Origin of the sequence: Pseudomonas sp. MUP55, from assembly GCF_034043515.1 — a bacterium.
Lineage (GTDB): Bacteria > Pseudomonadota > Gammaproteobacteria > Pseudomonadales > Pseudomonadaceae > Aquipseudomonas.
Genome location: NZ_CP138214.1, coordinates 4,309,664 through 4,330,632, shown reverse-complemented (window position 1 = coordinate 4,330,632; position 20,969 = coordinate 4,309,664). Strand labels below are relative to the sequence as shown.

The 20,969-nt window shown below is 61.5% G+C and carries 17 protein-coding genes and 1 pseudogene; 9 read left to right on the top strand and 9 right to left on the bottom strand.

All coding sequences use genetic code 11. The annotated features are described in order from the left end of the window. Positions 1-145: 145 nt before the first annotated feature. The 4 genes from SC318_RS19415 to SC318_RS19400 all read right to left on the bottom strand — a co-directional run bounded on the left by SC318_RS19415 (position 146) and on the right by SC318_RS19400 (position 4,989). On the bottom strand, positions 146-1,816 hold the full coding sequence (locus tag SC318_RS19415) for a bifunctional protein-serine/threonine kinase/phosphatase (protein ID WP_320428098.1): 1,671 nt from the start codon (positions 1,814-1,816) through the stop codon (positions 146-148). Then, the gene (locus SC318_RS19410) at positions 1,816-3,027 is read right to left on the bottom strand and encodes a nitrate/nitrite transporter (RefSeq protein WP_057721199.1); all 1,212 of its coding nucleotides are present in this window, start codon (positions 3,025-3,027) and stop codon (positions 1,816-1,818) included. Before SC318_RS19410 ends, SC318_RS19415 begins: the two co-directional genes overlap by 1 nt. 146 nt (positions 3,028-3,173) lie before the next feature. Beyond that, entirely contained in the window at positions 3,174-3,749 is a 576-nt protein-coding gene (locus SC318_RS19405; protein WP_057721200.1) for an ANTAR domain-containing response regulator, read from the bottom strand. Positions 3,750-3,762: 13 nt separating this feature from the next. Further along, entirely contained in the window at positions 3,763-4,989 is a 1,227-nt protein-coding gene (locus SC318_RS19400) for a CmpA/NrtA family ABC transporter substrate-binding protein (RefSeq protein ID WP_320428097.1), read from the bottom strand. Positions 4,990-5,275: 286 nt separating this feature from the next. On the opposite strand from SC318_RS19400, the pseudogene SC318_RS19395 reads away from it, so the two are divergent. The 5 genes and pseudogenes from SC318_RS19395 to SC318_RS19375 form a co-directional block, all read left to right on the top strand. Then, a pseudogene (locus SC318_RS19395) lies at positions 5,276-6,064 on the top strand (secretin N-terminal domain-containing protein); the annotation flags it as partial. A gap of 105 nt (positions 6,065-6,169) precedes the next feature. Continuing rightward, positions 6,170-6,391: a FliM/FliN family flagellar motor switch protein gene (locus SC318_RS19390; RefSeq protein WP_320428096.1), complete on the top strand. Its 222-nt coding sequence runs from the start codon at positions 6,170-6,172 to the stop codon at positions 6,389-6,391. A gap of 161 nt (positions 6,392-6,552) precedes the next feature. Beyond that, the gene (locus SC318_RS19385; protein WP_320428095.1) at positions 6,553-6,939 is read left to right on the top strand and encodes a winged helix-turn-helix domain-containing protein; all 387 of its coding nucleotides are present in this window, start codon (positions 6,553-6,555) and stop codon (positions 6,937-6,939) included. 34 nt (positions 6,940-6,973) lie between these two features. Then, a complete protein-coding gene (locus SC318_RS19380) occupies positions 6,974-7,393 on the top strand; it encodes a transglycosylase SLT domain-containing protein (protein WP_320428094.1) in 420 nt (139 codons plus the stop codon). 85 nt (positions 7,394-7,478) lie between these two features. Further along, positions 7,479-8,498 (top strand): quinone-dependent dihydroorotate dehydrogenase, encoded by a 1,020-nt coding sequence (locus SC318_RS19375; protein ID WP_320428093.1) that lies wholly within the window; start codon positions 7,479-7,481, stop codon positions 8,496-8,498. Between the two features lie 140 nt (positions 8,499-8,638). Here SC318_RS19375 and rmf read toward each other — a convergent pair whose 3' ends face one another. After that, positions 8,639-8,854, bottom strand: coding sequence for a ribosome modulation factor (gene rmf, locus SC318_RS19370; protein WP_002553055.1), 216 nt, complete (start codon positions 8,852-8,854; stop codon positions 8,639-8,641). Positions 8,855-9,386: 532 nt separating this feature from the next. On the opposite strand from rmf, the gene rlmKL reads away from it, so the two are divergent. Both rlmKL and SC318_RS19360 read left to right on the top strand, forming a co-directional pair. Continuing rightward, a complete protein-coding gene (gene rlmKL, locus SC318_RS19365; RefSeq protein WP_320428092.1) occupies positions 9,387-11,651 on the top strand; it encodes a bifunctional 23S rRNA (guanine(2069)-N(7))-methyltransferase RlmK/23S rRNA (guanine(2445)-N(2))-methyltransferase RlmL in 2,265 nt (754 codons plus the stop codon). A 153-nt stretch (positions 11,652-11,804) separates the two neighbouring features. After that, a complete protein-coding gene (locus SC318_RS19360) occupies positions 11,805-14,192 on the top strand; it encodes a sensor domain-containing diguanylate cyclase (protein ID WP_320428091.1) in 2,388 nt (795 codons plus the stop codon). A 2-nt stretch (positions 14,193-14,194) separates the two neighbouring features. On the opposite strand, the gene dacB is transcribed toward SC318_RS19360, so the two are convergent. Continuing rightward, complete coding sequence (gene dacB / locus SC318_RS19355) at positions 14,195-15,655, bottom strand: D-alanyl-D-alanine carboxypeptidase/D-alanyl-D-alanine endopeptidase (protein ID WP_320428090.1); 1,461 nt, start codon at positions 15,653-15,655, stop codon at positions 14,195-14,197. 237 nt (positions 15,656-15,892) lie between these two features. Between dacB and SC318_RS19350 the strand changes: the two genes are divergently transcribed. Continuing rightward, on the top strand, positions 15,893-16,237 hold the full coding sequence (locus tag SC318_RS19350; protein ID WP_320428089.1) for a YggL family protein: 345 nt from the start codon (positions 15,893-15,895) through the stop codon (positions 16,235-16,237). 60 nt (positions 16,238-16,297) lie between these two features. On the opposite strand, the gene SC318_RS19345 is transcribed toward SC318_RS19350, so the two are convergent. Then, positions 16,298-17,488 carry a benzoate/H(+) symporter BenE family transporter gene (locus SC318_RS19345; RefSeq protein WP_320428088.1) on the bottom strand — a complete coding sequence of 397 codons (1,191 nt, stop codon included), beginning with the start codon at positions 17,486-17,488 and terminating at the stop codon, positions 16,298-16,300. Positions 17,489-17,823: 335 nt separating this feature from the next. Between SC318_RS19345 and SC318_RS19340 the strand changes: the two genes are divergently transcribed. Then, the gene (locus tag SC318_RS19340; protein ID WP_017739583.1) at positions 17,824-18,588 is read left to right on the top strand and encodes a GntR family transcriptional regulator; all 765 of its coding nucleotides are present in this window, start codon (positions 17,824-17,826) and stop codon (positions 18,586-18,588) included. Between the two features lie 129 nt (positions 18,589-18,717). Here the strand turns inward: SC318_RS19340 and guaD are convergent, their stop codons facing one another. Beyond that, positions 18,718-20,022: a guanine deaminase gene (gene guaD, locus SC318_RS19335; protein WP_320428087.1), complete on the bottom strand. Its 1,305-nt coding sequence runs from the start codon at positions 20,020-20,022 to the stop codon at positions 18,718-18,720. A gap of 7 nt (positions 20,023-20,029) precedes the next feature. Next, a complete protein-coding gene (gene xdhC, locus SC318_RS19330; protein WP_320428086.1) occupies positions 20,030-20,872 on the bottom strand; it encodes a xanthine dehydrogenase accessory protein XdhC in 843 nt (280 codons plus the stop codon). Between the last annotated feature and the right edge of the window lie 97 nt (positions 20,873-20,969).

Here is a 20,969-nt window from a genome sequence, read left to right as displayed (position 1 = left end):
CCGTTCTCTCGGGAAGCTCGATCCTTCGACGTTGAAGGCGCGGCTGTATGTGGGTTGTTGGGATAGCTAATGCAGCAGCTGTGCCAAGTGTTGATATCCGCTGTTTTACTGGGGATTCAATGGCGATACCGAAAAAATCTGCCCGTTAGTGGTGCAATAGCCAGAACAGCAGCACCAGATTGAGCAGCAGTGAAACCACCGCCAGGGTTTGCCATACCTTGAGCGGTTCACGCTCCAGCAAGGGTCGCGGACGCACGCTCAGCTCGCGGCGGTCGGCCTGTTCGAGCACCAGCAACCATTCCTCTGCGGTTTCATAGCGCTGTTCCGCTTGCGCAGCCACGGCCCGTTCCAGGCTCGCCGGCAGCCAGTCCGGCACATCGGGCCGGTAGCGGCTGGCGCTGACCGCATGAGTGAAACGCGGGCGTTGGAAGGCTTCGATTTCTCCGTAGGGATAGTGGCCGGTGAGCAGGTAATAGAGCGTGACGCCGACGCTGTACAAATCCTGTTGCGGCGTAGGACGTTCGCCGTTGAACGACTCCGGCGCGATAAAGCTCGGGGTGCCGGGCAATACGCTGGCGCGGTCTTCGGACAGCCCCGGGCAGTAGGCCAGGCCGAAATCCAGCACGCGCAGTTCGCCGTCGTCCCCCAGCAACAGGTTTTCCGGCTTGATATCACGGTGCAGGATCTGGCGCCGGTGCAGCAGGCCGACCGCGCGCAGCAAACGTTCGGCGATGGCCTGCCATTGGGCCAGGGGCAATGGGCCCTGGCGCTTGAACAGTTCGGCAAGGGTTTGCCCCGGATATTCACGCATCACGTAATACAGATGCTGGCGCCCACTGGCGGCATGCACTTCGGGAAACGCGCGACCAGCGACCCGGCGCAGAAACCATTCTTCCGAGAGCAAGGCCTGGGCGGCGTCAGCATCTTCTTCACGATTCAACGGCAAGGTTTTCAACAACCAGGGCCGCTGTTGATCATCCTGTACCCGATAAAGCATTGACTGCCGGCTCTGCGCCAGCAGGCTTTGCACGTGCCAACCTTCGAAACGTTGTCCTGCTTTGAGCAATGGTGGCAGCGGCCACTGCTGCAACTGCGCCAGTGCATCACCGAGCGTGGCGGCGCCGAGGGCATCGATACGCACCAGCAAGGCGCTGGCATTGTCCTGGCTGCCTGCCAGGTGGGCGGCAGCGACCAGCGTATTGACCGCCATGTCCAGGTCGCTTTGCTCGCGCAGAATCGCGCTGATGCTGTGGTCGCCCAGCGTGGCCCAGACCCCGTCACTGAGCAGCAGGAAACACTCGCCTGCGCGCAGTTCACCGTCGAGAAAATCCAGCACCAGGTGTTGGTCCAAGCCGAGGGCGCGCTTGAGCACATGCTGCATGCCCGGCTGCTCCCACACATGGTCCTCGCTGATGCGCTGCAATTCGCCGTCCAGCCAGCGATAGGCCCGGCAGTCACCGACATGGGCCAGGGTGAAACGCTGGCCGCGAAATACCAGGGCACTGAGGGTGGTCAGCAAAGGCTGGCCGCCGCCATTGGCTTGCAGCCAGCGATTCTGTGCGACCAGCAAGCGTTCCAGCGCCTGGGCCACGCCCCAGGTCTGCGGCGTGGCGTAGTAGTCCAGGGCCAGCGCCTGCAAGGTCGAGCGCGCGGCCAGGCCGCCGTCGGCGCATTGGCTGACACCGTCGGCCAGGGCGCACAGGTAGCCTTTGCTCGCGGCCAGTTCCGCCACGGGCGTGACCACCCGCAAGGCATCCTGGTTTTCTGCCCGTGGGCCGATCGCACTGGCCTGGGCGACGCTCAGTTGCAGGCTCATCAGACGCGCGCGGCGGTCACGGCAGCCGAGCCCCAGGTGGTTCTCCAGCGCCGCTTGACGCCGTGCAGGCCAAACCAGGCCAACACGCCGAGACTGGCGAACAACCACAGGGCCAACTGGTAACTGCCGGTACTCTGTTTGATCGCGCCCATGCCGGCGGCCAGGGCAAAGCCGCCGATCCCGCCAGCCATGCCGATCAGGCCGGTCATGACGCCGATCTCACTGCGAAAACGCTGCGGCACCAACTGGAATACCGCGCCGTTGCCGGCGCCAAGGCCGAGCATGGTGCACACGAAAAGCGCCAGCGCGGCGTAGGAACTGGGCAGGTTGAAACCCACCGCCGCGATGCAGATCACCGCCACGCTGTACATGCCGAGCAGGGTCTTGATCCCACCGAAACGGTCCGCCAGGGCGCCGCCCAACGGGCGCATCAGGCTGCCGCCGAAGACGCAGGCCGCAGTGTAATAGCCGGCGGTCACCGGGCTCAGGCCGTACTGGTCGTTGAAGTAGCCGGGCAGGGCGCTGGCCAGGCCGATGAAGCCGCCGAAGGTCACGCTGTAGAAGAACATGAACCACCAGCTGTCGCGATCGCCCAGGGCCTTGAAGTAGTCGGCCATCGACTTGGCTTTTGGGCGTTGCGGGGCATTGCGCGCAAGCCAGGCGAACACGATCAGGGTGAGGATCAGCGGAATCAAGGCGAAGCCGAACACATTGCTCCAGCCAAAGGCCGCCGCCAGTACCGGTGCCAGCAAGGCGGCAAACACGGTGCCGGAGTTGCCGGCGCCGGCGATGCCCATGGCTTTGCCCTGGTGCTCGGCCGGGTACCACTGCGAAGCCAACGGCAGCGCAACGGCAAAAGACGCACCGGCCATGCCGAGGAACATGCCCAGCAGCAGGGCTTGCTCGTAGCTGTGAATCCCCAGTTTCCAGGCGCAGAACAACGCGACGATGACGATCACCTGGCCGATCAGCCCGGCGGTCTTGGGCGACAGCTTGTCGGCCAGCATGCCCATCAGAAAGCGCAACACCGCGCCCGCCAGGATCGGCGTGGCCACCACCAGGCCGCGCTGTTGAGTGGTCAGGTGCAGGTCGGCGGCAATCTGTACCGCCAGTGGGCCCAGCAGGTACCAGACCATGAAGCTCAGGTCAAAATACAGGAACGCGGCAAACAGGGTCGGGGTGTGCCCGGATTTCCAGAAGCTTGATTTCATCACGCACCTCAACGGTTGGGGGTCTAAAACGAAAAAACGCCGCCACCGGGTTCGCGAGAGCAAACCGGGTGTGCGACGTCTTTGTCGTGGGTGGGGCAACCGCCGTTGGCTACCTGTAGAGGTTGTTTAGCAAGAGCCGCGCCAGATCAGCCGAGCAACTCGCTCATGGCAATAATCTGTTCGGCCACCTGAATCAGCTTCTGCTGGCGACTCATGGCCTGGCGGCGCATCAGGGTGTAGGCCTCTTCCTCATTGCAGTCCTTCATTTTCATCAGCAGCCCTTTGGCCAGCTCGATGCGCTTGCGCTCTGCCAACTGCTGGTCGCGGGCGTGAAGCTGGGCGCGCAGGGCCTGGTCGCTTTCGAAGCGAGCCATGGCCACATCGAGGATCGGTTGCAGGCGCTGGGCCTGGATGCCTTCGACAATGTAGGCACTGACTCCGGACTTGATCGCCTGGCGCATGACATTCGGGTCGTGCTCATCGGTAAACATCACGATAGGGCGGGGTTGGTCGCGGCTGACCAGCACCACCTGTTCCATCACATCGCGGCCGGGTGACTCGGTATCGATCAGGATCACGTCGGGGCGCACCGTTTCGACGCGCGCAGGCAAGTCGATGGTCAGGCCGGACTCATCGATCACTTCAAAGCCGGCCTCGGTCAGCGCAGCCTTGAGCCGGCCGACTTTGCGCGGGGTGTCGTTGATCAACAGGATTCGCAGCATGGTTGTGCTCCTGTCAGCGCAGCGCTTGGCGGGTAGTGTCGTGCGCCATGGCGTGCAGGCGGAAGCTGCGGGCATAGCCGGCGGGGTCGGAGCCGTCCCAGACCTTGCCGTCGATCAACTGGCTGCTGCGCATGTCCTGTGTGCTGGTCACCACGCCCACGGCAGTGGCGGCTTGACGATATAAGTCCAGTTGTTGCACCTGACGGGCAACCTCAAGGTAGTCCGGATCTTCGCGTAGCAGGCCCCAGCGGCGAAATTGAGTCATGAACCACATGCCGTCGCACAGGTACGGCAGGTTGACCGCGCCGTCGGCGAAAAAGCGCAGGGCGTGCGGGTCCTGCCACTGGTTGCCCAGGCCATCTTCGTAGTTGCCCAGCAGGCGCGGTTCGATGCAGTCCAGCGGTGCGTCAAGGTACTCACGGGCGCTGAGCAGTTGGGCGGTGGAGCGACGGTTTTGCGCGCTTGCTTCGATAAAGCGACTGGCCTCGAGTATTGCCATCACCAGCACACGGGCGGTGTTGGGGTATTGGTCGACGAAGGCCTGGGTGCAGCCGAGGACTTTTTCCGGATGATTCGGCCAGATCGACTGGCTGGTCGCCAGGGTGAACCCCTGGTTTTGTTTCACTGCGCTGGCGCACCAGGGTTCGCCGACACACAGCCCGTCGATACGGCCCGCTTGCAGGTGCGCAACCATTTGCGGCGGAGGCACCACCACACTGTCCACGTCCCGCAGCGGGTGGATGCCCTGGCTCGCCAGCCAGTAATACAGCCACATGGCGTGGGTGCCGGTCGGAAAGGTCTGGGCGAAGGTGAGTTTTGTGCGGCTTTGGTGCACGTGACGGTCCAATGCCTCAGGAGTGGTCACGCCTTGCTGCTGCAGCCCACGGGACAGGTTGATGCTCTGCCCGTTCTGGTTCAGCCCCATCAGCACCGCCATTGGGCTTGGAGCAACGCCACCGATGCCCAAATGCACCGCATAAATCAGCCCGTAGAGACTGTGGGCGGCGTCCAGTTCGCCGCTGACCAGTTTGTCGCGCAAGCTGGCCCAGGACGACTGGCGCTTGAGGTTCAGCGTAAGGCCGTAGGGTTGCGCGAACCCCTGGGTAGCGGCGACCACCAGTGACGCGCAGTCAGTCAAGGCCATGAACCCCAGGTCCAGGCTGCTTTTTTCCGGGGCGTCACTGCCGTTTACCCAGGCCAGCGCGGCGTTCACCGAGCTGTTGCCGACCGAATCGTTCATCAACACCTACCTTTTCACTCAAAAAAAAGCGTCGCGCCCTCGGATGGCGATACCAGCCATTGCAGGGAAACGACGCCTTTGTCCGTAGGCACGCTCCGTCGCTGGCGCGCGCCCTGATAGAGAGTGCATAGCAAGGCACATGCCACGGGCCAGCCGTCAGCTTTTCATCATGATTGAACCTCGCCCGCCTTTCAGTATGGCCGCTCTTTTGCGTCCAACCCTCCCAGGAAAACCCAAGGTGCCTGCTGATTTTCTCATTACGACCAACCGCCACGGGCTCGGTAGCATGCTGTTGTGGGTCGTGCTGTTGCTGGTCGGCCGCGTTGCCTGGGGCGAGCCGTATCAGGCCCTGGATGAAAGCCTGGACAGTTTTTTCACCGCGCTGGCGGTGCCGTTGGGAATGCCTGTGGTGGTCAGCCGGGAAGCGGCGCATAAGCGAATCAGCGGGACATTCGATTTCCAGGCACCCCAGCAGGTGCTCGAAGCGCTGGCCCGGCAGGAAGGCCTGATCTGGCACAGCGACGGGCAAGCCGTTCATCTCTACGACGCGGCCGAGGCGAGAACCTCTGCGGTGGCGCTGCGCTACATTTCGGTCAACCGGCTGCGCGCCATCATGCGGCGTACGGGGCTGGATGAGTCGCGCTATCCGCTGCGAGACAGCGGGGTGCGCACGTTCTATGTGTCCGGGCCGCCGAGCTATGTCGGCCAGGTGCTGCGGCTGGCGCAGTTGACGGACCGGCAACGCAGTGAGCTGCGTGTGGGTGCCCAGGCCTTTGGCGTGGTGCAGGTGTTCAATACACACGTCGAGGACCGGCAGTATGGAACCGGTGCGAGCAAGGTCAGCGTGCCGGGAATGGTATCCATCGTTCAAAGCCTGCTGGCCAGTGAGCGAAAGGGGCTGCTTGCGGACAAGAACCTCACGCTGATCGCCTATCCGGATACCAACAGCCTCTTGATCAAAGGCAAGCCTGCCCAGATCAGCCAGATCGAACAGCTGGTGGAGCAATTGGATGTGCCCAAGCAACTGAATGAAATCTCGTCATGGCGGGTGGACGTGGGTCGTGACGAATCGAAGCCCCCGGCCGGGCCGCCGCCGTTGACGGCTGCGCAATATGAACGTGTGCAACGTGCGTTTGTAAGACCGGGCCGCGAGCGTTCCCCTGACTAAAGGCGTTTGTCCATGTACCTGGAAGTACTGCTGCAGGAGCAATTGATCAGCCGCAGGCGTTTGGCTGCATTTGCGCCGGGAAAAGTGTTGCCTCTGGCGCCTGAGGTCATCCATTGCGTGGAAATACGGGTCAATGGGCAATTGATGGCGGTGGGTGAGTTGGTGCAGTTGGAGGACCGGCTAGGGGTTGAGCTGCATGAGGTGTATCAGGAGTGGGTATCCGACTCCGGTTGAGTCCTGAATTTTCTTACAGGAGAACGCTAAAAAACGCTGACTGAATAGGGCTTTTCCTAGCGTGATGGGTGAGACAGGTTTTTATAGTCACGGCATCGGGCGAATGAGCCGTCACTGGAAGAAGGGATTTGGATGTCAGCCGTCGAATATGCAGGTGCGCTATGGCCGTGGTGATTGAAAAATCGACAACGTCTTTTGTTTTCGCTCATTGGACCTTGCATGGCGATGGTCGGCTGACTGGCAGGGAAACCGATATTCAACTGCCGCCCAAAGAGGGGCGGGTGCTTCGACTGTTACTGGCTTCCGGCGGTTCGTTGATGACCAAGGACCGTCTGTTGGCGCTCGCCTGGCCCAGGGGCGAGGTGGCCGATGAATCATTGACTCGGTGTATTTATGCGTTGCGCAAGCACTTGAGAGCCGACAAAGGCTTTATCAAGACCGTGTATGGCAAGGGCTATCGGTTTACCTGCCCCGTGCAGGTTGAAGACACTGGGCCAAAGCAAGTCATGCACCTGTGTGCGGCGTGCGGGCAGATCAGCAGTGTCTAGGCGATGGGGCAAGGCCCTGATACTGAGCGCGCTGATGAGCAGCAACCAGGCCCTGGCCTACTGCTGGGATGAAGTGGCGCGTCGCTATGACTTCGAGCCGGAGTTACTGCAGGCCATTGCGGCGGTAGAGTCGGGGTACCGCGCGGAGGCGATCAACTATGCCAACGGTAATGGCACGCGTGATATCGGTTTGATGCAAATCAACAGCAGTCACTTGCCGCGCTTGCTCAAGCTGGGCATTACCGAAGAACGTTTGCTGAGCGAGCCATGTTTGTCGGTGGAAGTCGGCGCCTCGATTCTTGCCGGGTTCGTTCAGCGTTTCGGCTATAACTGGACGGCGGTGGGCTCCTACAATGTGGGGCCTGGTGCCGGGGCGCAGCGTGAGGCATTGCGCATGCGCTACGCCGAAAAAGTCTGGGTGCGTTACGAGGCATTGATGGCTCATCGTAACTGACGATTGGGTGGCACGCCTCGCATGCAGCCCGTCTCCCCGGCTATAATCGCGCCACCTTTCGCCGCCATCCGAGTCTAGCCCGCCCATGTATACCCTGGCCCGCCAGCTGTTGTTCAAACTCTCCCCGGAAACCTCCCACGATCTGTCCCTGGACCTGATCGGTGCCGGCGGCCGCCTGGGGCTCAATGGCCTGGTATGCAAGGCGCCGGCGAAAATGCCGGTGTCGGTGATGGGGCTGAACTTCCCCAACCCGGTCGGGTTGGCTGCCGGGCTGGACAAGAACGGTGCGGCCATCGACGGGTTTGCACAGTTGGGTTTCGGTTTCGTCGAAATCGGCACCGTGACCCCTCGGCCGCAACCGGGCAACCCCAAGCCCCGGATCTTCCGCCTGCCGGACGCCGAGGCGATCATCAATCGCATGGGCTTTAACAACCTGGGGGTGGACCATCTGCTTTCGCGGGTTGAGGCGGCGAAGTACAAGGGCATCCTCGGTATCAATATCGGCAAGAATTTCGACACGCCGGTGGAGCGTGCGGTGGACGATTACCTGATCTGCCTGGATAAGGTCTACGCCCACGCCAGCTATGTCACCGTCAACGTCAGCTCGCCCAACACCCCAGGCTTGCGCAGCCTGCAGTTCGGTGACTCGCTCAAGCAATTGCTCGAAGCGCTGCGCCAGCGCCAGGAAGACCTGGCGGTGCGTCACGGCAAGCGGGTGCCGTTGGCGATCAAGATCGCTCCCGATATGAGCGATGAAGAAACCGTGCTGGTGGCCCAGGCCCTGGTGGACTCGGGGATGGATGCGGTCATCGCGACCAACACCACCCTCAGCCGTGTGGGCGTCGAAGGCCTGGCTCACGGTGATGAGGCGGGCGGTCTGTCCGGCGCGCCGGTACGCGACAAAAGCACCCACATCGTCAAGGTACTGGCCGCCGAACTGGCGGGGCGCCTGCCGATCATCGCCGTCGGCGGGATCACCGAAGGCAAGCACGCGGCCGAAAAGATCGCGGCGGGCGCAAGCCTGGTGCAGTTGTACTCCGGCTTCATCTACAAAGGCCCCGCGCTCATCCGCGAATCGGTGGACGCAATCGCTGCGCTGCGCTGATGCCTGCCTGAACTACCGTTAGCGAGGCAATAAAAAGGGCTCCATGAAGGAGCCCCTGGGCCGAAGCCCGCCGCCCGGATAGGACGTGCGTGGTTAAGTCGTTACATATTCAAGTTGAGTGTCGGAATTAAGTGCCCTGATTAGCCGACGGCGTGAAGTTCGTTGAGTCTGTGGATACCCGCAGTGCCAGTCATACCGTCCCAGTTGTCGCCGCGTCCTTCTCGCCAGCCATTGATCCAGGCTTGGCGTACCGACGGTAGAGTAAATGGGCAAAGCTCACGGGATTTTCCATGAACGCCATATTGATATCCGCGTAAAAATGCTCTTTCCAACGGATCACGCTTAAGTCTTCTCATAGGGTGTTTCCCTCACTTGTTGACTGTCTAGATATCCTTCGGCCTCGTGTGAGGCCGGGCAGAGTTTTTCTGCCGTTGGTGGGCTCGCTGCCGGCGTGGCGAGCCGATGTGTCGACGCCGTTACGGTGTCAACCTGTGTTGAGTTCTAACCAATAGGTCACATGGATTCAATGATCGTTTTGTCATAAGCACGTAACCGGAACGATGCTATAGCCATAAGCTGGGACGGCTTTTCGCCCCTTTTATAGAGCAAAGCCAGCTATGATGTGCCCTGCGAAGCGCAACGGTTTGATCCCTTGGTGAGAATGCCCGCCTGTTGCAGTCGGTTATTATTCGACGAAGGGTCGGAATATTTCCTTTTGTTGCTTCACTTTCTTCTTCTGCCCCGTCAATAAAGGCCCGAGGGCCCGTCAGACGGAGTGGAACGGCACATTCGTGCCACGCGAGCACTCTTCAAGAAAAGTGCTTGATTGAAAACCGAGCCGGTGATGCGTCGCCCGTTCATTTATTGCTGAAAAGCCTGGAATGCCCCATGTCGGACCGTTTTGAACTCTTTCTCACTTGCCCCAAGGGCCTCGAAGGCCTGCTGATCGAGGAAGCCGTCGGGCTTGGCCTTGAGGAAGCCCGTGAGCATACCTCGGCCGTCCGCGGCATGGCCGACATGGAAACCGCCTATCGCCTGTGCCTCTGGTCGCGCCTGGCCAACCGCGTGCTGCTGGTGCTCAAGCGCTTCCCGATGAAGGACGCCGAGGACCTCTACCACGGCGTGCTGGACATCGAGTGGGCCGATCACATGGTTTGCGACGGTACGCTGGCGGTGGAATTCAGCGGTCACGGCTCGGGCATCGACAACACTCACTTCGGCGCGCTGAAGGTCAAGGATGCGATCGTCGACAAGCTGCGCACCCCGGCCGGCGAACGCCCCTCCATCGACAAGATCAACCCGGACCTGCGCATCCACCTGCGCCTGGACCGTGGCGAAGCCATCCTGTCCCTGGACCTGTCCGGCCATAGCCTGCACCAGCGCGGCTATCGCCTGCAGCAGGGCGCCGCGCCGTTGAAGGAAAACCTGGCGGCCGCGATTCTGATCCGTGCCGGCTGGCCGCGCATTGCTGCCGAAGGCGGCGCATTGACCGACCCGATGTGTGGCGTGGGCACTTTCCTGGTCGAAGGCGCGATGATCGCCGCCGACATGGCGCCCAACCTCAATCGCGAACTGTGGGGCTTCACCACCTGGCTGGGTCACGTCCCGGCGCTGTGGAAGAAACTGCACGCCGAGGCCACTGAACGTGCCGCCATCGGCATGAACAAAACGCCGCTGTGGGTGCGTGGCTACGAAGCCGATCCGCGCCTGATCCAGCCAGCCCGCAACAACATCGAGCGCGCAGGCTTGAGCCACTGGATCAAGGTGTACCAGGGCGAAGTCGGCACGTTCGAGCCGCGCCCGGACCAGAACCAGAAAGGTTTGGTGATCTGCAACCCGCCATACGGCGAGCGTTTGGGTGACGAAGCCAGCTTGTTGTACCTCTACCAGAACCTTGGCGAGCGTCTGCGTCAGGCCTGCATGGGTTGGGAAGCGGCCGTATTCACCGGCGCGCCGGACCTGGGCAAGCGCATGGGCATTCGCAGCCACAAGCAATACTCGTTCTGGAACGGCGCGTTGCCGTGCAAATTGCTGCTGATCAAGGTCAACCCGGATCAGTTCGTCACCGGCGAGCGTCGTACCCCGGAACAGCGTCAGGCCGAACGTGAGCAAGCCGCTTACGACCAGGCCCCGACCGAACCGGCCGAGCGTCAGTACAACAAGAACGGCAACCCGATCAAGCCAGCACCGGCCCCGGTGGTCGAGCAGGCGCGTTTGAGCGAAGGCGGGCAGATGTTTGCCAACCGCCTGCAGAAGAACCTCAAGCTGCTGGGCAAATGGGCCAAGCGTGAAGGCGTGGATTGCTACCGTGTGTACGACGCCGACATGCCGGAGTACTCCATGGCTATCGACCTGTATCACGATTGGGTGCACGTGCAGGAATACGCCGCGCCCAAATCCATCGACCCGGAAAAAGCCTCGGCGCGCATGTTCGACGCGCTTGCAGCGATCCCCCAGGCATTGAACGTTGACAAGAGCCGCGTGGTGGTCAAACGTCGCGAGCGTCAGAGCGGCACCAAGCAATACGAGCGCCAGAGCGCCCAGGGCAAGTTCACCGAGGTCAGCGAAGGTGGCGTGAAGCTGCTGGTCAACCTGACCGACTACCTGGACACCGGCCTGTTCCTTGATCACCGTCCGATGCGCATGCGCATTCAGAAGGAAGCGGCGGGCAAGCGCTTCCTCAACCTGTTTTGCTACACCGCCACCGCCAGCGTACACGCAGCCAAGGGTGGCGCGCGCAGCACCACCAGTGTCGATTTGTCCAAAACCTACCTGGATTGGGCGCGTCGCAACTTTTCCCTCAACGGGTTTTCCGACAAGAACCGCCTGGAACAGGGCGACGTGATGGCGTGGCTGGAAGCCAGTCGTGATGAGTTCGACATGATTTTCATCGACCCGCCGACGTTCTCCAACTCCAAGCGCATGGAAGGCATTTTCGACGTGCAGCGTGACCACGTGCAATTGCTCGACCTGGCCATGGCGCGCCTGGCACCGGGCGGCGTGCTGTACTTCTCGAACAACTTTCGCAAGTTCCAGCTGGAAGACAACCTCAGCGAACGCTATGCGGTCGAGGAGATCAGCGACAAGACCATCGACCCGGATTTTGCGCGCAACGCGAAGATCCATCGCGCCTGGAAAATCACCGCACGCTGATTGTCCGCAGGGGCGAGCTTCGATAGGAGGGAGCTTGCTCCCTCCCACAGCAAGCGCTCGCAGTATTTACGCTGGTCAAACACTCGACCGATGGCTATAACTTAACGTCCAGCCAAAGTGACACCCCGCACGCTGGCGTTGTGAGTGTTGCCTATGCCGATGCAAGCCGTACGCCCGAAAATCCTTGGTTTTATCAGTGAACAGGCATCGGCTTGGCTGGTGGCAGTGGTGGTGTTGGCAACCGGTAGCGCATTGACCCTGGTCATCGCGTGGGCCGCTGCCGACCTCTATCAGCAACAGGTGCGCCAGCGCTTCCAGTTGCTGGTCAGCGAGCGCTACAGCCGGATCCAGGAGCGCTTCGAAGACCAGGAGCTGCGCCTGGACAGCCTGCGCCGTTTTTTCGTCAACTCCGGCGAAGTATCCCGCAGCGAATTCGACGGTTTCGCCCAACCCTTGTTGTTGCATGCGCGTGCCTATGCCTGGGCGCCGCGGGTGTCTCGGGAGCAGCGCAGGCAGTTCGAACAGGAGATCTCGCGCCAGCGCGGCGTACCTTTCAACATCCGTGAGCTGAATTCGGCAGGTGAGTTGGCGCCGGCGTCCGAGCGCGATGAATATGTACCGGTGCTGTACAGCCAGACCCAAAGTCTGCTGGGTTCGCCCTTGGGTTTTGACCTGCTGGCCCAACCCCTGCGGCGCGCTGTGCTTGAGCGTGTGCAAAAAAGTGGCAAGGCGGCGGTGTCCCAGCCCATGCAACTGGTGGGTGTGGAACCGGCTTATGCCGCGGGGGTGCTGCTGGTGGCACCGGTGAGTAAAGCGGCGGATGCCCAGCCGTACGGCTATGTGATGGCGGTGATCAGCATGCGCCAACTGGTGGCTGATGGTTTGCCCAAGTCGAACCGGGATAACCTGGTGATGCAGATCGTCGACACCTCCGACACTCAGCAGCGTGTGCTGTACGCATCCGGTAATGCGCCCGGCGGCAGCGATTATGTCGCCACCCGCCGCCTGACCCTTGGTGATCATGTCTACGCGTTGAGCCTGCGTGCCAGCGAGACTTTCGACAAGGCCAACCATTCTTCGACCAACACCATACTGGCCATGGGCGTACTGTTGAGTGCGCTGTTCAGTGCCTTGCTCTACGTGCTGGTCAGCCAGCGCCAGCGGGCGCTGATGCTGGTCGAGCAGCGTACTGCTCAGTTGCGCCTGCGTGAGCAGGAACTGCGCGGCGCCCATGGTCAATTGCGCAGCGTGCTGAACGCGGCGACGCACATGGCGATCATCGCCACGGACTTGCGCGGGGTCATCAACACGTTCAACGCCGGCGCCGAGCGGATGCTGGGGTTCAAGGGCGAGCACGTGGTGGGACGCCTGACGCTGGAAAGCCTGCACCTGGCCTCGGAACTCGAAGCCCGGGCCGCGCGTTTGAGTGTGGCGCTGGGTAAGCGCATCGCACCGAGCCAGGCGATGCTGGTGGAAAGCCCGGACAGCCAGCATGACGCCCGCGAGTGGACGCTGTTGCGTGAAAATGGCAGCCCATTGACCGTCAACATGCTGGCCACCGTGTTGCTCGATGACCATGGCCTGTGGGTCGGGCACCTGGCCATTTACCTGGACATCACTGAGCAGAAACGCGCCTATGAGGCCTTGGCTGCACGGGATCGCTTGCTGAAAAAGCTCAGTGCCCATGTGCCAGGCGGCATTTTCCAGTTCACCCTGGAGCCCGGCGACACCTGGCGTTTCATATATGCCAGCGAAGGCATGCGCGATATCTATGAGATCGAGCTTGGCGTGTTGCAACAGGACGGCGGCAAGGTGCTGGAGCGCATTCACCCTCTGGACGTTGAGCGGGTACGCGCCTCGATACGCCTGTCGGCGCTGCAATTGAGCCATTGGCGCGAAGAGTATCGCGTGCTGTTGCCCCAGCGCGGCCTGCGCTGGATTCGTGGCGAGGCCACACCGGAAGAACTCCCCGGCGGCGGTACGTTGTGGCACGGCTATGTGTCGGATATTTCCGATCTCAAGCGCGTCGAAGAAGAGCTGCGCACGCTGTCCATCACTGACTCCCTGACGGGCATCCACAATCGCCGCTATTTCCAGGACCGCATGAAGGCCGAACTGCTGCGCTTCAACCGCACGGCCGGCGCGCTGTCGGTGATCATGCTGGATATCGACCACTTCAAGCGGATCAACGACCAGCACGGGCATGGTGTCGGCGACGGCGTATTGCAGGAGCTGTGCAGGCGAATCAGCCAGCGCCTGCGTCGTACCGACGTGTTCTGTCGGTTGGGTGGGGAAGAGTTCGTGGTGCTATGCCCGAACACCGACGGCGCCCAGGCTTACCGCCTGGCGATGGAACTGTGGCAGTCGTTGCGCAGTGTGCCGATGGCGCCGGTGGGCATTGTCACCGCCAGCTTCGGAGTTGCCAGCTGGCGTGTCGATGAAGGCATCGATGGCTTGCTGCTGCGCGCCGACTCGGCGGTGTATGCCGCCAAGCAGACGGGCAGGGACCGGGTGCAGCCTTGCAGCAGCGGTGCTCAATAGCCTTAGAGCACCGGCGCGGCTGCAACCGCCTTCGGCTGGCGATACAGGTCCAGCAGCACCTGGTCCAGCACCGACGACGCGCCCCACGGCTTGGAATCGTTGAGAATCGCCACCACTGCCCAGGTGTTGCCGTTGTTGTCGCGGCTGAACCCGGCGATGGCGCGTACGGTGTTCAAGGTACCGGTCTTCACATGGGCTTCGCCGCGCATGGCGGTGGTTTTCAGGCGTTTACGCATGGTGCCGTCGGTGCCCGCGATGGGCAGCGAGCTGATGTACTCGGCGGCGTAAGGGCTTTTCCAGGCCGCTTGCAGCATCGCCGCCATCTCGCGGGCGCTGATCCGTTCGGCGCGGGACAGGCCGGAACCGTTCTCCATCACCAGGTGCGGCGCGGTGATGCCTTTTTTCGCCAGCCACTGACGCACTACGCGTTGCGCAGCCTTGGCATCGTCGCCGTCGGCATCGTTGCGAAACTGCGCACCCAGGCTCAGGAACAGCTGCTGGGCCATGGTGTTGTTACTGTATTTGTTGATGTCACGGATGATTTCCGCCAGGTCCGGCGAGAACGCACGGGCCAGGACCTTGGCATCCTTGGGCACTGGCGCCTGGATGTCGCGGCCCTGGATGGTGCCGCCCAGTTCCTTCCAGATCGCCCGCACGGCGCCAGCGGTGTAGGTGGCATGGTCGAGCAGCGACAAGTAGGTCTGCGAACTGCAACCGTCGGCCAGTTGGCCGCTGACCGTCACGGTCACACTGCCATCGGCTGCGGTCATCGGGCTGTAGCGCACGTCGCCAGTGCACTGTTTGGCGTTGGACACTTTCACCTGGTTGTCGATGCGAATGCTCGCAATCGGCGGCTCGACCGACACGATCACCCGGCCCGCATCATTGCGCGTCACGAAACGCAGGGCCTTGAGGTTGACCAGCAAGGCGTCGGGCTTGACCAGGAACGGCTTGTTCTCGTCGTTGCCGTCGTCATTGAACTCCGGCAATTGCGGCTGCTGGAAGAAGTTGCGATCCAGCACCAGGTCGCCGGTGACTTGCTGTACGCCGTTGGCGCGCAGGTCGCGCATCAGCAGCCAGAGTTTCTCCATGTTCAGCTTGGGATCGCCGCCGCCCTTGAGGTACAGGTTGCCGCGCAACACGCCGCCGCTGAGTACGCCGTCGGTGTAGAACTCGGTTTTCCACTGATGGTTGGGGCCGAGCATTTCCAGGGCCGCGTAGGTCGTCACCAGTTTCATGGTCGAGGCCGGGTTTACCGAAACATCGGCATTGAATACGGTCGGCGTTCCGGGGCCGTTCAACGGCAGCATCACCAGGGACAACGCGGTGTTTTGCAGTTTGGCCTTCTGAAGGGCTTGGGCAACGCTGGGGGGCAGGGCGGTATTGACGGGGGCGGCGGTGGCGCAAACGGCCAGTGGCAGGAGAACGCCGGCGAGGAAAACAGAACGTAAAGATTTGATCATAAGAAATAAGACCCTACTGCTGGGAAGGGTGAAAAAGGCGAGGGGTATGGAAGAAAAATCCCTCATTGGTCACGAAAGTGTCGGCATTATGCCCCAACCCAAGCTTACTTGTAGCTGAACGATAGCGGGGAATCCGGGTTTTTTTATCGGCAAAGCGCCGCCCGTCCCAGAGAGTCGGGCAATTGCCGTCTTAAACTGCTAAAGTGCCGCCCGTTATTACTTATGAGGATTGTTCCAATGGCGACTAACCGTTCCCAGCGTCTGCGCAAAAAATTGTGCGTTGATGAATTTCAAGAGCTGGGTTTCGAACTGAACCTGGACTTCAACGAAGGCCTGAGTGAAGAAGCTATCGACGCTTTCCTCGAAGCATTCATCAAAGAAGCCATGGAAGCCAACGGTCTGGGCTATGTCGGCGGCGATGACTACGGTCTGGTTTGCCTGCAGAAGCGCGGCTCGGTCTCCGAAGAGCAGCGTGCTGCTGTTGAAGCCTGGCTGAAAACCCGTTCCGAGCTGACCAAGGCTGAAGTCAGCCCGTTGCTGGACGTGTGGTATCCGGAAAAGCCGATCAATTCCAAGAATTGAAGCGGCAAGTTACGAGCTTCAAGCCGCAAGCTGATGCGGCTTGAAGCTTGAAGCTTGAAGCTAGCTTCTCCTCCCATTCAGAATCAGCAGCGTCAACAGCCCCGCCACAATCCCCCAGAACGCCGAACCGATGGAAAACAACGTCAGGCCTGACGCGGTGACCATAAAGGTGATCAGCGCCGCTTCCCGTTCCTTGGGCTCATTCATGGCGATGCTCAGGCCATTGATGATCGAGCCAAACAACGCCAGGGCCGCAATCGACAGCACCAGTTCCTTGGGCAACGCTGCGAAGAGTGCCGCCAGGGTCGCGCCGAACACCCCGGCAATCCCGTAGAAAACCCCGCACCACACGGCCGCGGTGTAGCGTTTGTTGCGGTCTTCATGGGCATGCGGCCCGGTGCAGATCGCCGCGCTGATCGCCGCCAGGTTGATACCGTGGGAGCCAAATGGCGCCAGCACCAGCGAGGCGAGGCCGGTGGTGGTGATCAGTGGCGAGGCCGGCACGGTGTAGCCGTCGGCGCGCAGCACGGCGACCCCCGGCATGTTTTGCGAAGTCATCGCCACCACGAACAGCGGAATGCCGATACTGATGGTCGCCGCCAGTGAGAAATGCGGCGTGGTCCACACCGGTGTCGCGACTTCCAGGTGAAAACCGCTGAAGTCCAGCAGCCCCATCAAGCCTGACAACAAGGTGCCGATCACCAGCGCGGCCAGCACGGCATAACGCGGCGACAGGCGTTTGATGATCAGGTAAGTGAAAAACATCCCCAGCACCAGGCCGGTGCGATGCTGCGCGGCGACGAAGATTTCGCTGCCGATCTTGAACAGAATCCCCGCCAGCAACGCCGCCGCCAGTGAGGCGGGGATACGCTTGACCAGTTTTTCAAAGCTGCCGGTCAGCCCGCAGATCGTTACCAGCACCGCGCAGGTAATGTAGGCGCCGATGGCCTCGCCGTAACTGACCCCGCCCAGGCTGGTGATCAGCAGCGCCGCGCCGGGTGTCGACCAGGCAATGGTGATCGGCGTGCGGTAACGCAGGGACAGGCCGATGCTGCACACCGCCATGCCGATGGAAATCGCCCAGATCCATGAGGAGATCTGCGCCGTGGTCAACCCGGCGGCCTGGCCGGCCTGGAACATCAGCACCAGCGAGCTGGTGTAGCCGGTCATCATGGCGATGAAACCGGCGACGAGGGCCGATGGCGAGGTGTCGGCCAGTGGGCGCAACGGCGCTTGGGTGGCGTCGGTCATGGAAAGGTGTTCCTTGTGTCAGGCGTTCTTTTGTAGGAGCGAGCTTGCTCGCGAAAAACCCGAGAGCGCCATGGTTATTCAGGAAGCTCGCTTTATCGTTGACGTTTTTCGCGAGCAAGCTCGCTCCTACAAAGAGGGCGTGGGGAAATCGTGGAATCAAGCCTAAACTCAAACGTAACGTCCCATTGCAATACAGCCGACGCCGCAAACAGCCGTACAGTGTGTTGGCGCATAGGGTTGTGTACAATGTGCCCTGTTTTTAGGTGATACTTGCCAGCGACCCGCTGTTGCCGTATTACCGTTAATTCGCCGCCGTTCTCCAAACCCGAGTGCCCATGAACGAACAGTTGCAACCTCTCAAGAAACAACCGCGAGCCGGCAAGGCTGGTCGCAGCGGAACCCAGGACGATATCGTCTACGCGCATATCTTCGAGGCGATCCTCGAGCAACGCCTGGCACCCGGCACCAAATTGAGCGAAGAGGCACTGGGCGAAATCTTCGGCGTAAGCCGCACCATCATTCGCCGCGCGCTATCGCGTCTGGCCCATGAAGGCGTGGTGTTGCTGCGGCCCAATCGTGGCGCGGTCGTCGCCAGCCCAAGCGTTGAAGAGGCGCGCCAGGTGTTCATGGCCCGGCGCCTGGTGGAGCGGGCGATCACCGAATTGGCGGTACAGCACGCCACCGCTGAGCAATTGGCCGAGTTGCGCCAGATGGTCAACGACGAACGCGACAGTTTCTCCCGTGGCGACCGGGGTGCCGGCATCCGCCTCTCCGGCGAGTTTCACTTGAAGCTGGCTGAAGCGGCGAAGAATGCGCCGTTGATCAGCTTCCAGCGTAGCCTGGTGTCCCAGACTTCATTGATCATCGCCCAGTACGAAAGCGGCAACCGCTCGCACTGTTCCTACGATGAACACACCCAGCTGATCGACGCGATCGAAGCCCGCGATGCGGTACTGGCGGTGGACTTGATGATGCATCACATGGACCATATCGACAGCAAGCTCAACCTCGATGAGGAAAGTGCATCGGATGACTTGCATGCGGTGTTCTCGCATTTGCTGCAGACCAAGAAGCCAGGGCGCTCTTCGGTAAAGTTGTAAGCCCAACCCAATCAAATGTGGGAGGGGGCTTGCCCCCGATGGCGGTGTGTCAGTCAACTGAATCAGTGACTGATACTCTGCTATCGGGGGCAAGCCCCCTCCCACATTTGTTTTGTGCTGCGGCTGAAATTAGCGTTGGTGCACGAGTTGGCCGGCTGCATAGGTCTGCAACACCGTCCGATCATCCCCCAGCGTCATCAGCACGAACAGCGTCTCGGCAATGTTATTGGCCTGCTTCAAGCGATAGCTGAGCAGCGGCGTGGCGTTGTAGTCCAGCACCAGGAAGTCCGCATCCGTGCCCGGCTGCAGGGTGCCGATCTTGTCTTCCAGGCGCAGCGCTCGTGCGCCGCCCAGGGTGGCGAGGTACAGCGACTTGAACGGGCTCAACCGCGCGCCTTGCAGTTGCATGACCTTGTAGGCTTCATTCAGTGTCTGAAGCAGCGAGAAACTGGTGCCGCCGCCTACGTCGGTGCCCAGGCCTACATTCAGTTTGTGCTTTTCGGCCATCGGCAGGTTGAACAGGCCACTGCCGAGGAAGAGGTTTGATGTCGGGCAAAACGCCACGGCCGAACCGGTCTGGGCCAACCGTGCGCATTCCTCGTCGCACAGGTGCACGCCATGGGCAAACACCGAGCGTTCGCCGAGCAGCTTGTAGTGGTCGTACACGTCCAGATAGCCGTTGCGCTCCGGAAACAGCGCCTTCACCCACTCGACTTCCTGCTTGTTCTCACTGATGTGGGTCTGCATGTACAGGTCCGGGTATTCCCCCAACAGTTGCCCGGCCAGGGCCAGTTGTTCCGGCGTGCTGGTGGGGGCGAATCGCGGCGTGACGGCGTAATGCAGGCGGCCCTTGCCGTGCCAGCGTTCGATCAGCGTCTTGCTTTGCTCGTAGCCCGATTGCGGGGTGTCGGTCAGGTAGTCCGGCGCGTTGCGGTCCATCATCACTTTGCCGGCGATCATGCGCAGGTCAAGTTTTTCAGCGGCTTCGAAGAACGAGTTCACCGATTGCGGGTGCACGCTGCCGAATACCAGCGCCGTGGTGGTGCCGTTGCGCAGCAGTTCCTTGATGAAGATATCCGCCACTTCGTCAGCGTGCGCCTTGTCGGCGAACTGGCTTTCACACGGGAAGGTGTAGGTGTTGAGCCAGTCCAGCAGTTGCTCGCCATAGGCGCCGACCATGCCGGTCTGCGGCAGGTGGATGTGGGTGTCGATCAGGCCGGGGGTGATCAGCGCGTCCTGATAATGCGTGACGTCGATGTCGGCGGGCAGGGTCGGCAGCAGGTCGCCGGCATGGCCAACCGCGCTGATCTGGCCGTTGTCGATCACCAGCAGGCCGTCTTCGAAATACTCGTAGGACGCGTCGATGCCGACCTCGGCGGGATCGGCGATGCTGTGCAGGATGGCGGCACGGTAGGCTTTGCGAGTCAAGGGCATGGTTATCTCAATTCTTGGCTTGGCTGCGGCGTGAGACCGGCAGCAATTTGGCAATGGGTTCGGCGCTGGCGGTGTGCTGGCCGAACTGGGCGTTATAGGTGGCGATGATTTCGCCAGCGATGGAAATGGCGATCTCCACCGGCAATTTGCCCTTCACCTCGGTGAGGCCCATCGGGCAGCGCATGCGTTGCAATTGCGCGGGGTCGAAGCCGCGATCACGCAGGCGGTGTTCGAACTTGACGCGCTTGGTCCTGGAGCCGATCAGGCCGAAGTAGGCAAAATCATCGCGCTTGAGCAGGGCGGCGGTCAGTTCCAGGTCCAGGGCGTGGTTGTGGGTCATGACGATGCAGTAACTGCCCGCCGGCAAGTCGGCAATTTCGTCGACCGGCTCTTCGCTGACGATTTTACGCACGCCTTGGGGGATCTGCTGGGGAAACTCCTGCTCGCGCGAATCGATCCAGCGCACCCGGCACGGCAGGCTCGCCAGCAACGGCACCAGCGCACGCCCTACGTGGCCGGCGCCGAACACGGCAATCTGCGCCTGCACCTGGCCCATGGGCTCGAACAACAGCACCGTCACACCGCCGCAGCACTGGCCCAGGCTCGCGCCAAGGCTGAAGCGTTCCAGGTGGGTGTTCTGCTGGCCAAGGGCAAGCATCTGGCGGGCGATGTGCGTCGCCTTGTATTCCAGGTGCCCGCCGCCGATGGTGTCGAAGGTGTGGGCGGCGCTGATCACCATCTTGGAACCGGCGTTGCGTGGGGTGGAACCGAGTTCTTCGATGATGGTGACGAGCACGCAGGGTTCGCCTTGGTTTTGCAGGTCGGCGAGGGCGCTGATCCAGTTGTTCATGGTCACCTCTTGTGGTGTCTGTCAGGCCGTCATCGGGGGCAAGCCCCCTCCCACATTTGAATGTATTCGCAGATCAAATTGTGGGAGGGGGCTTGCC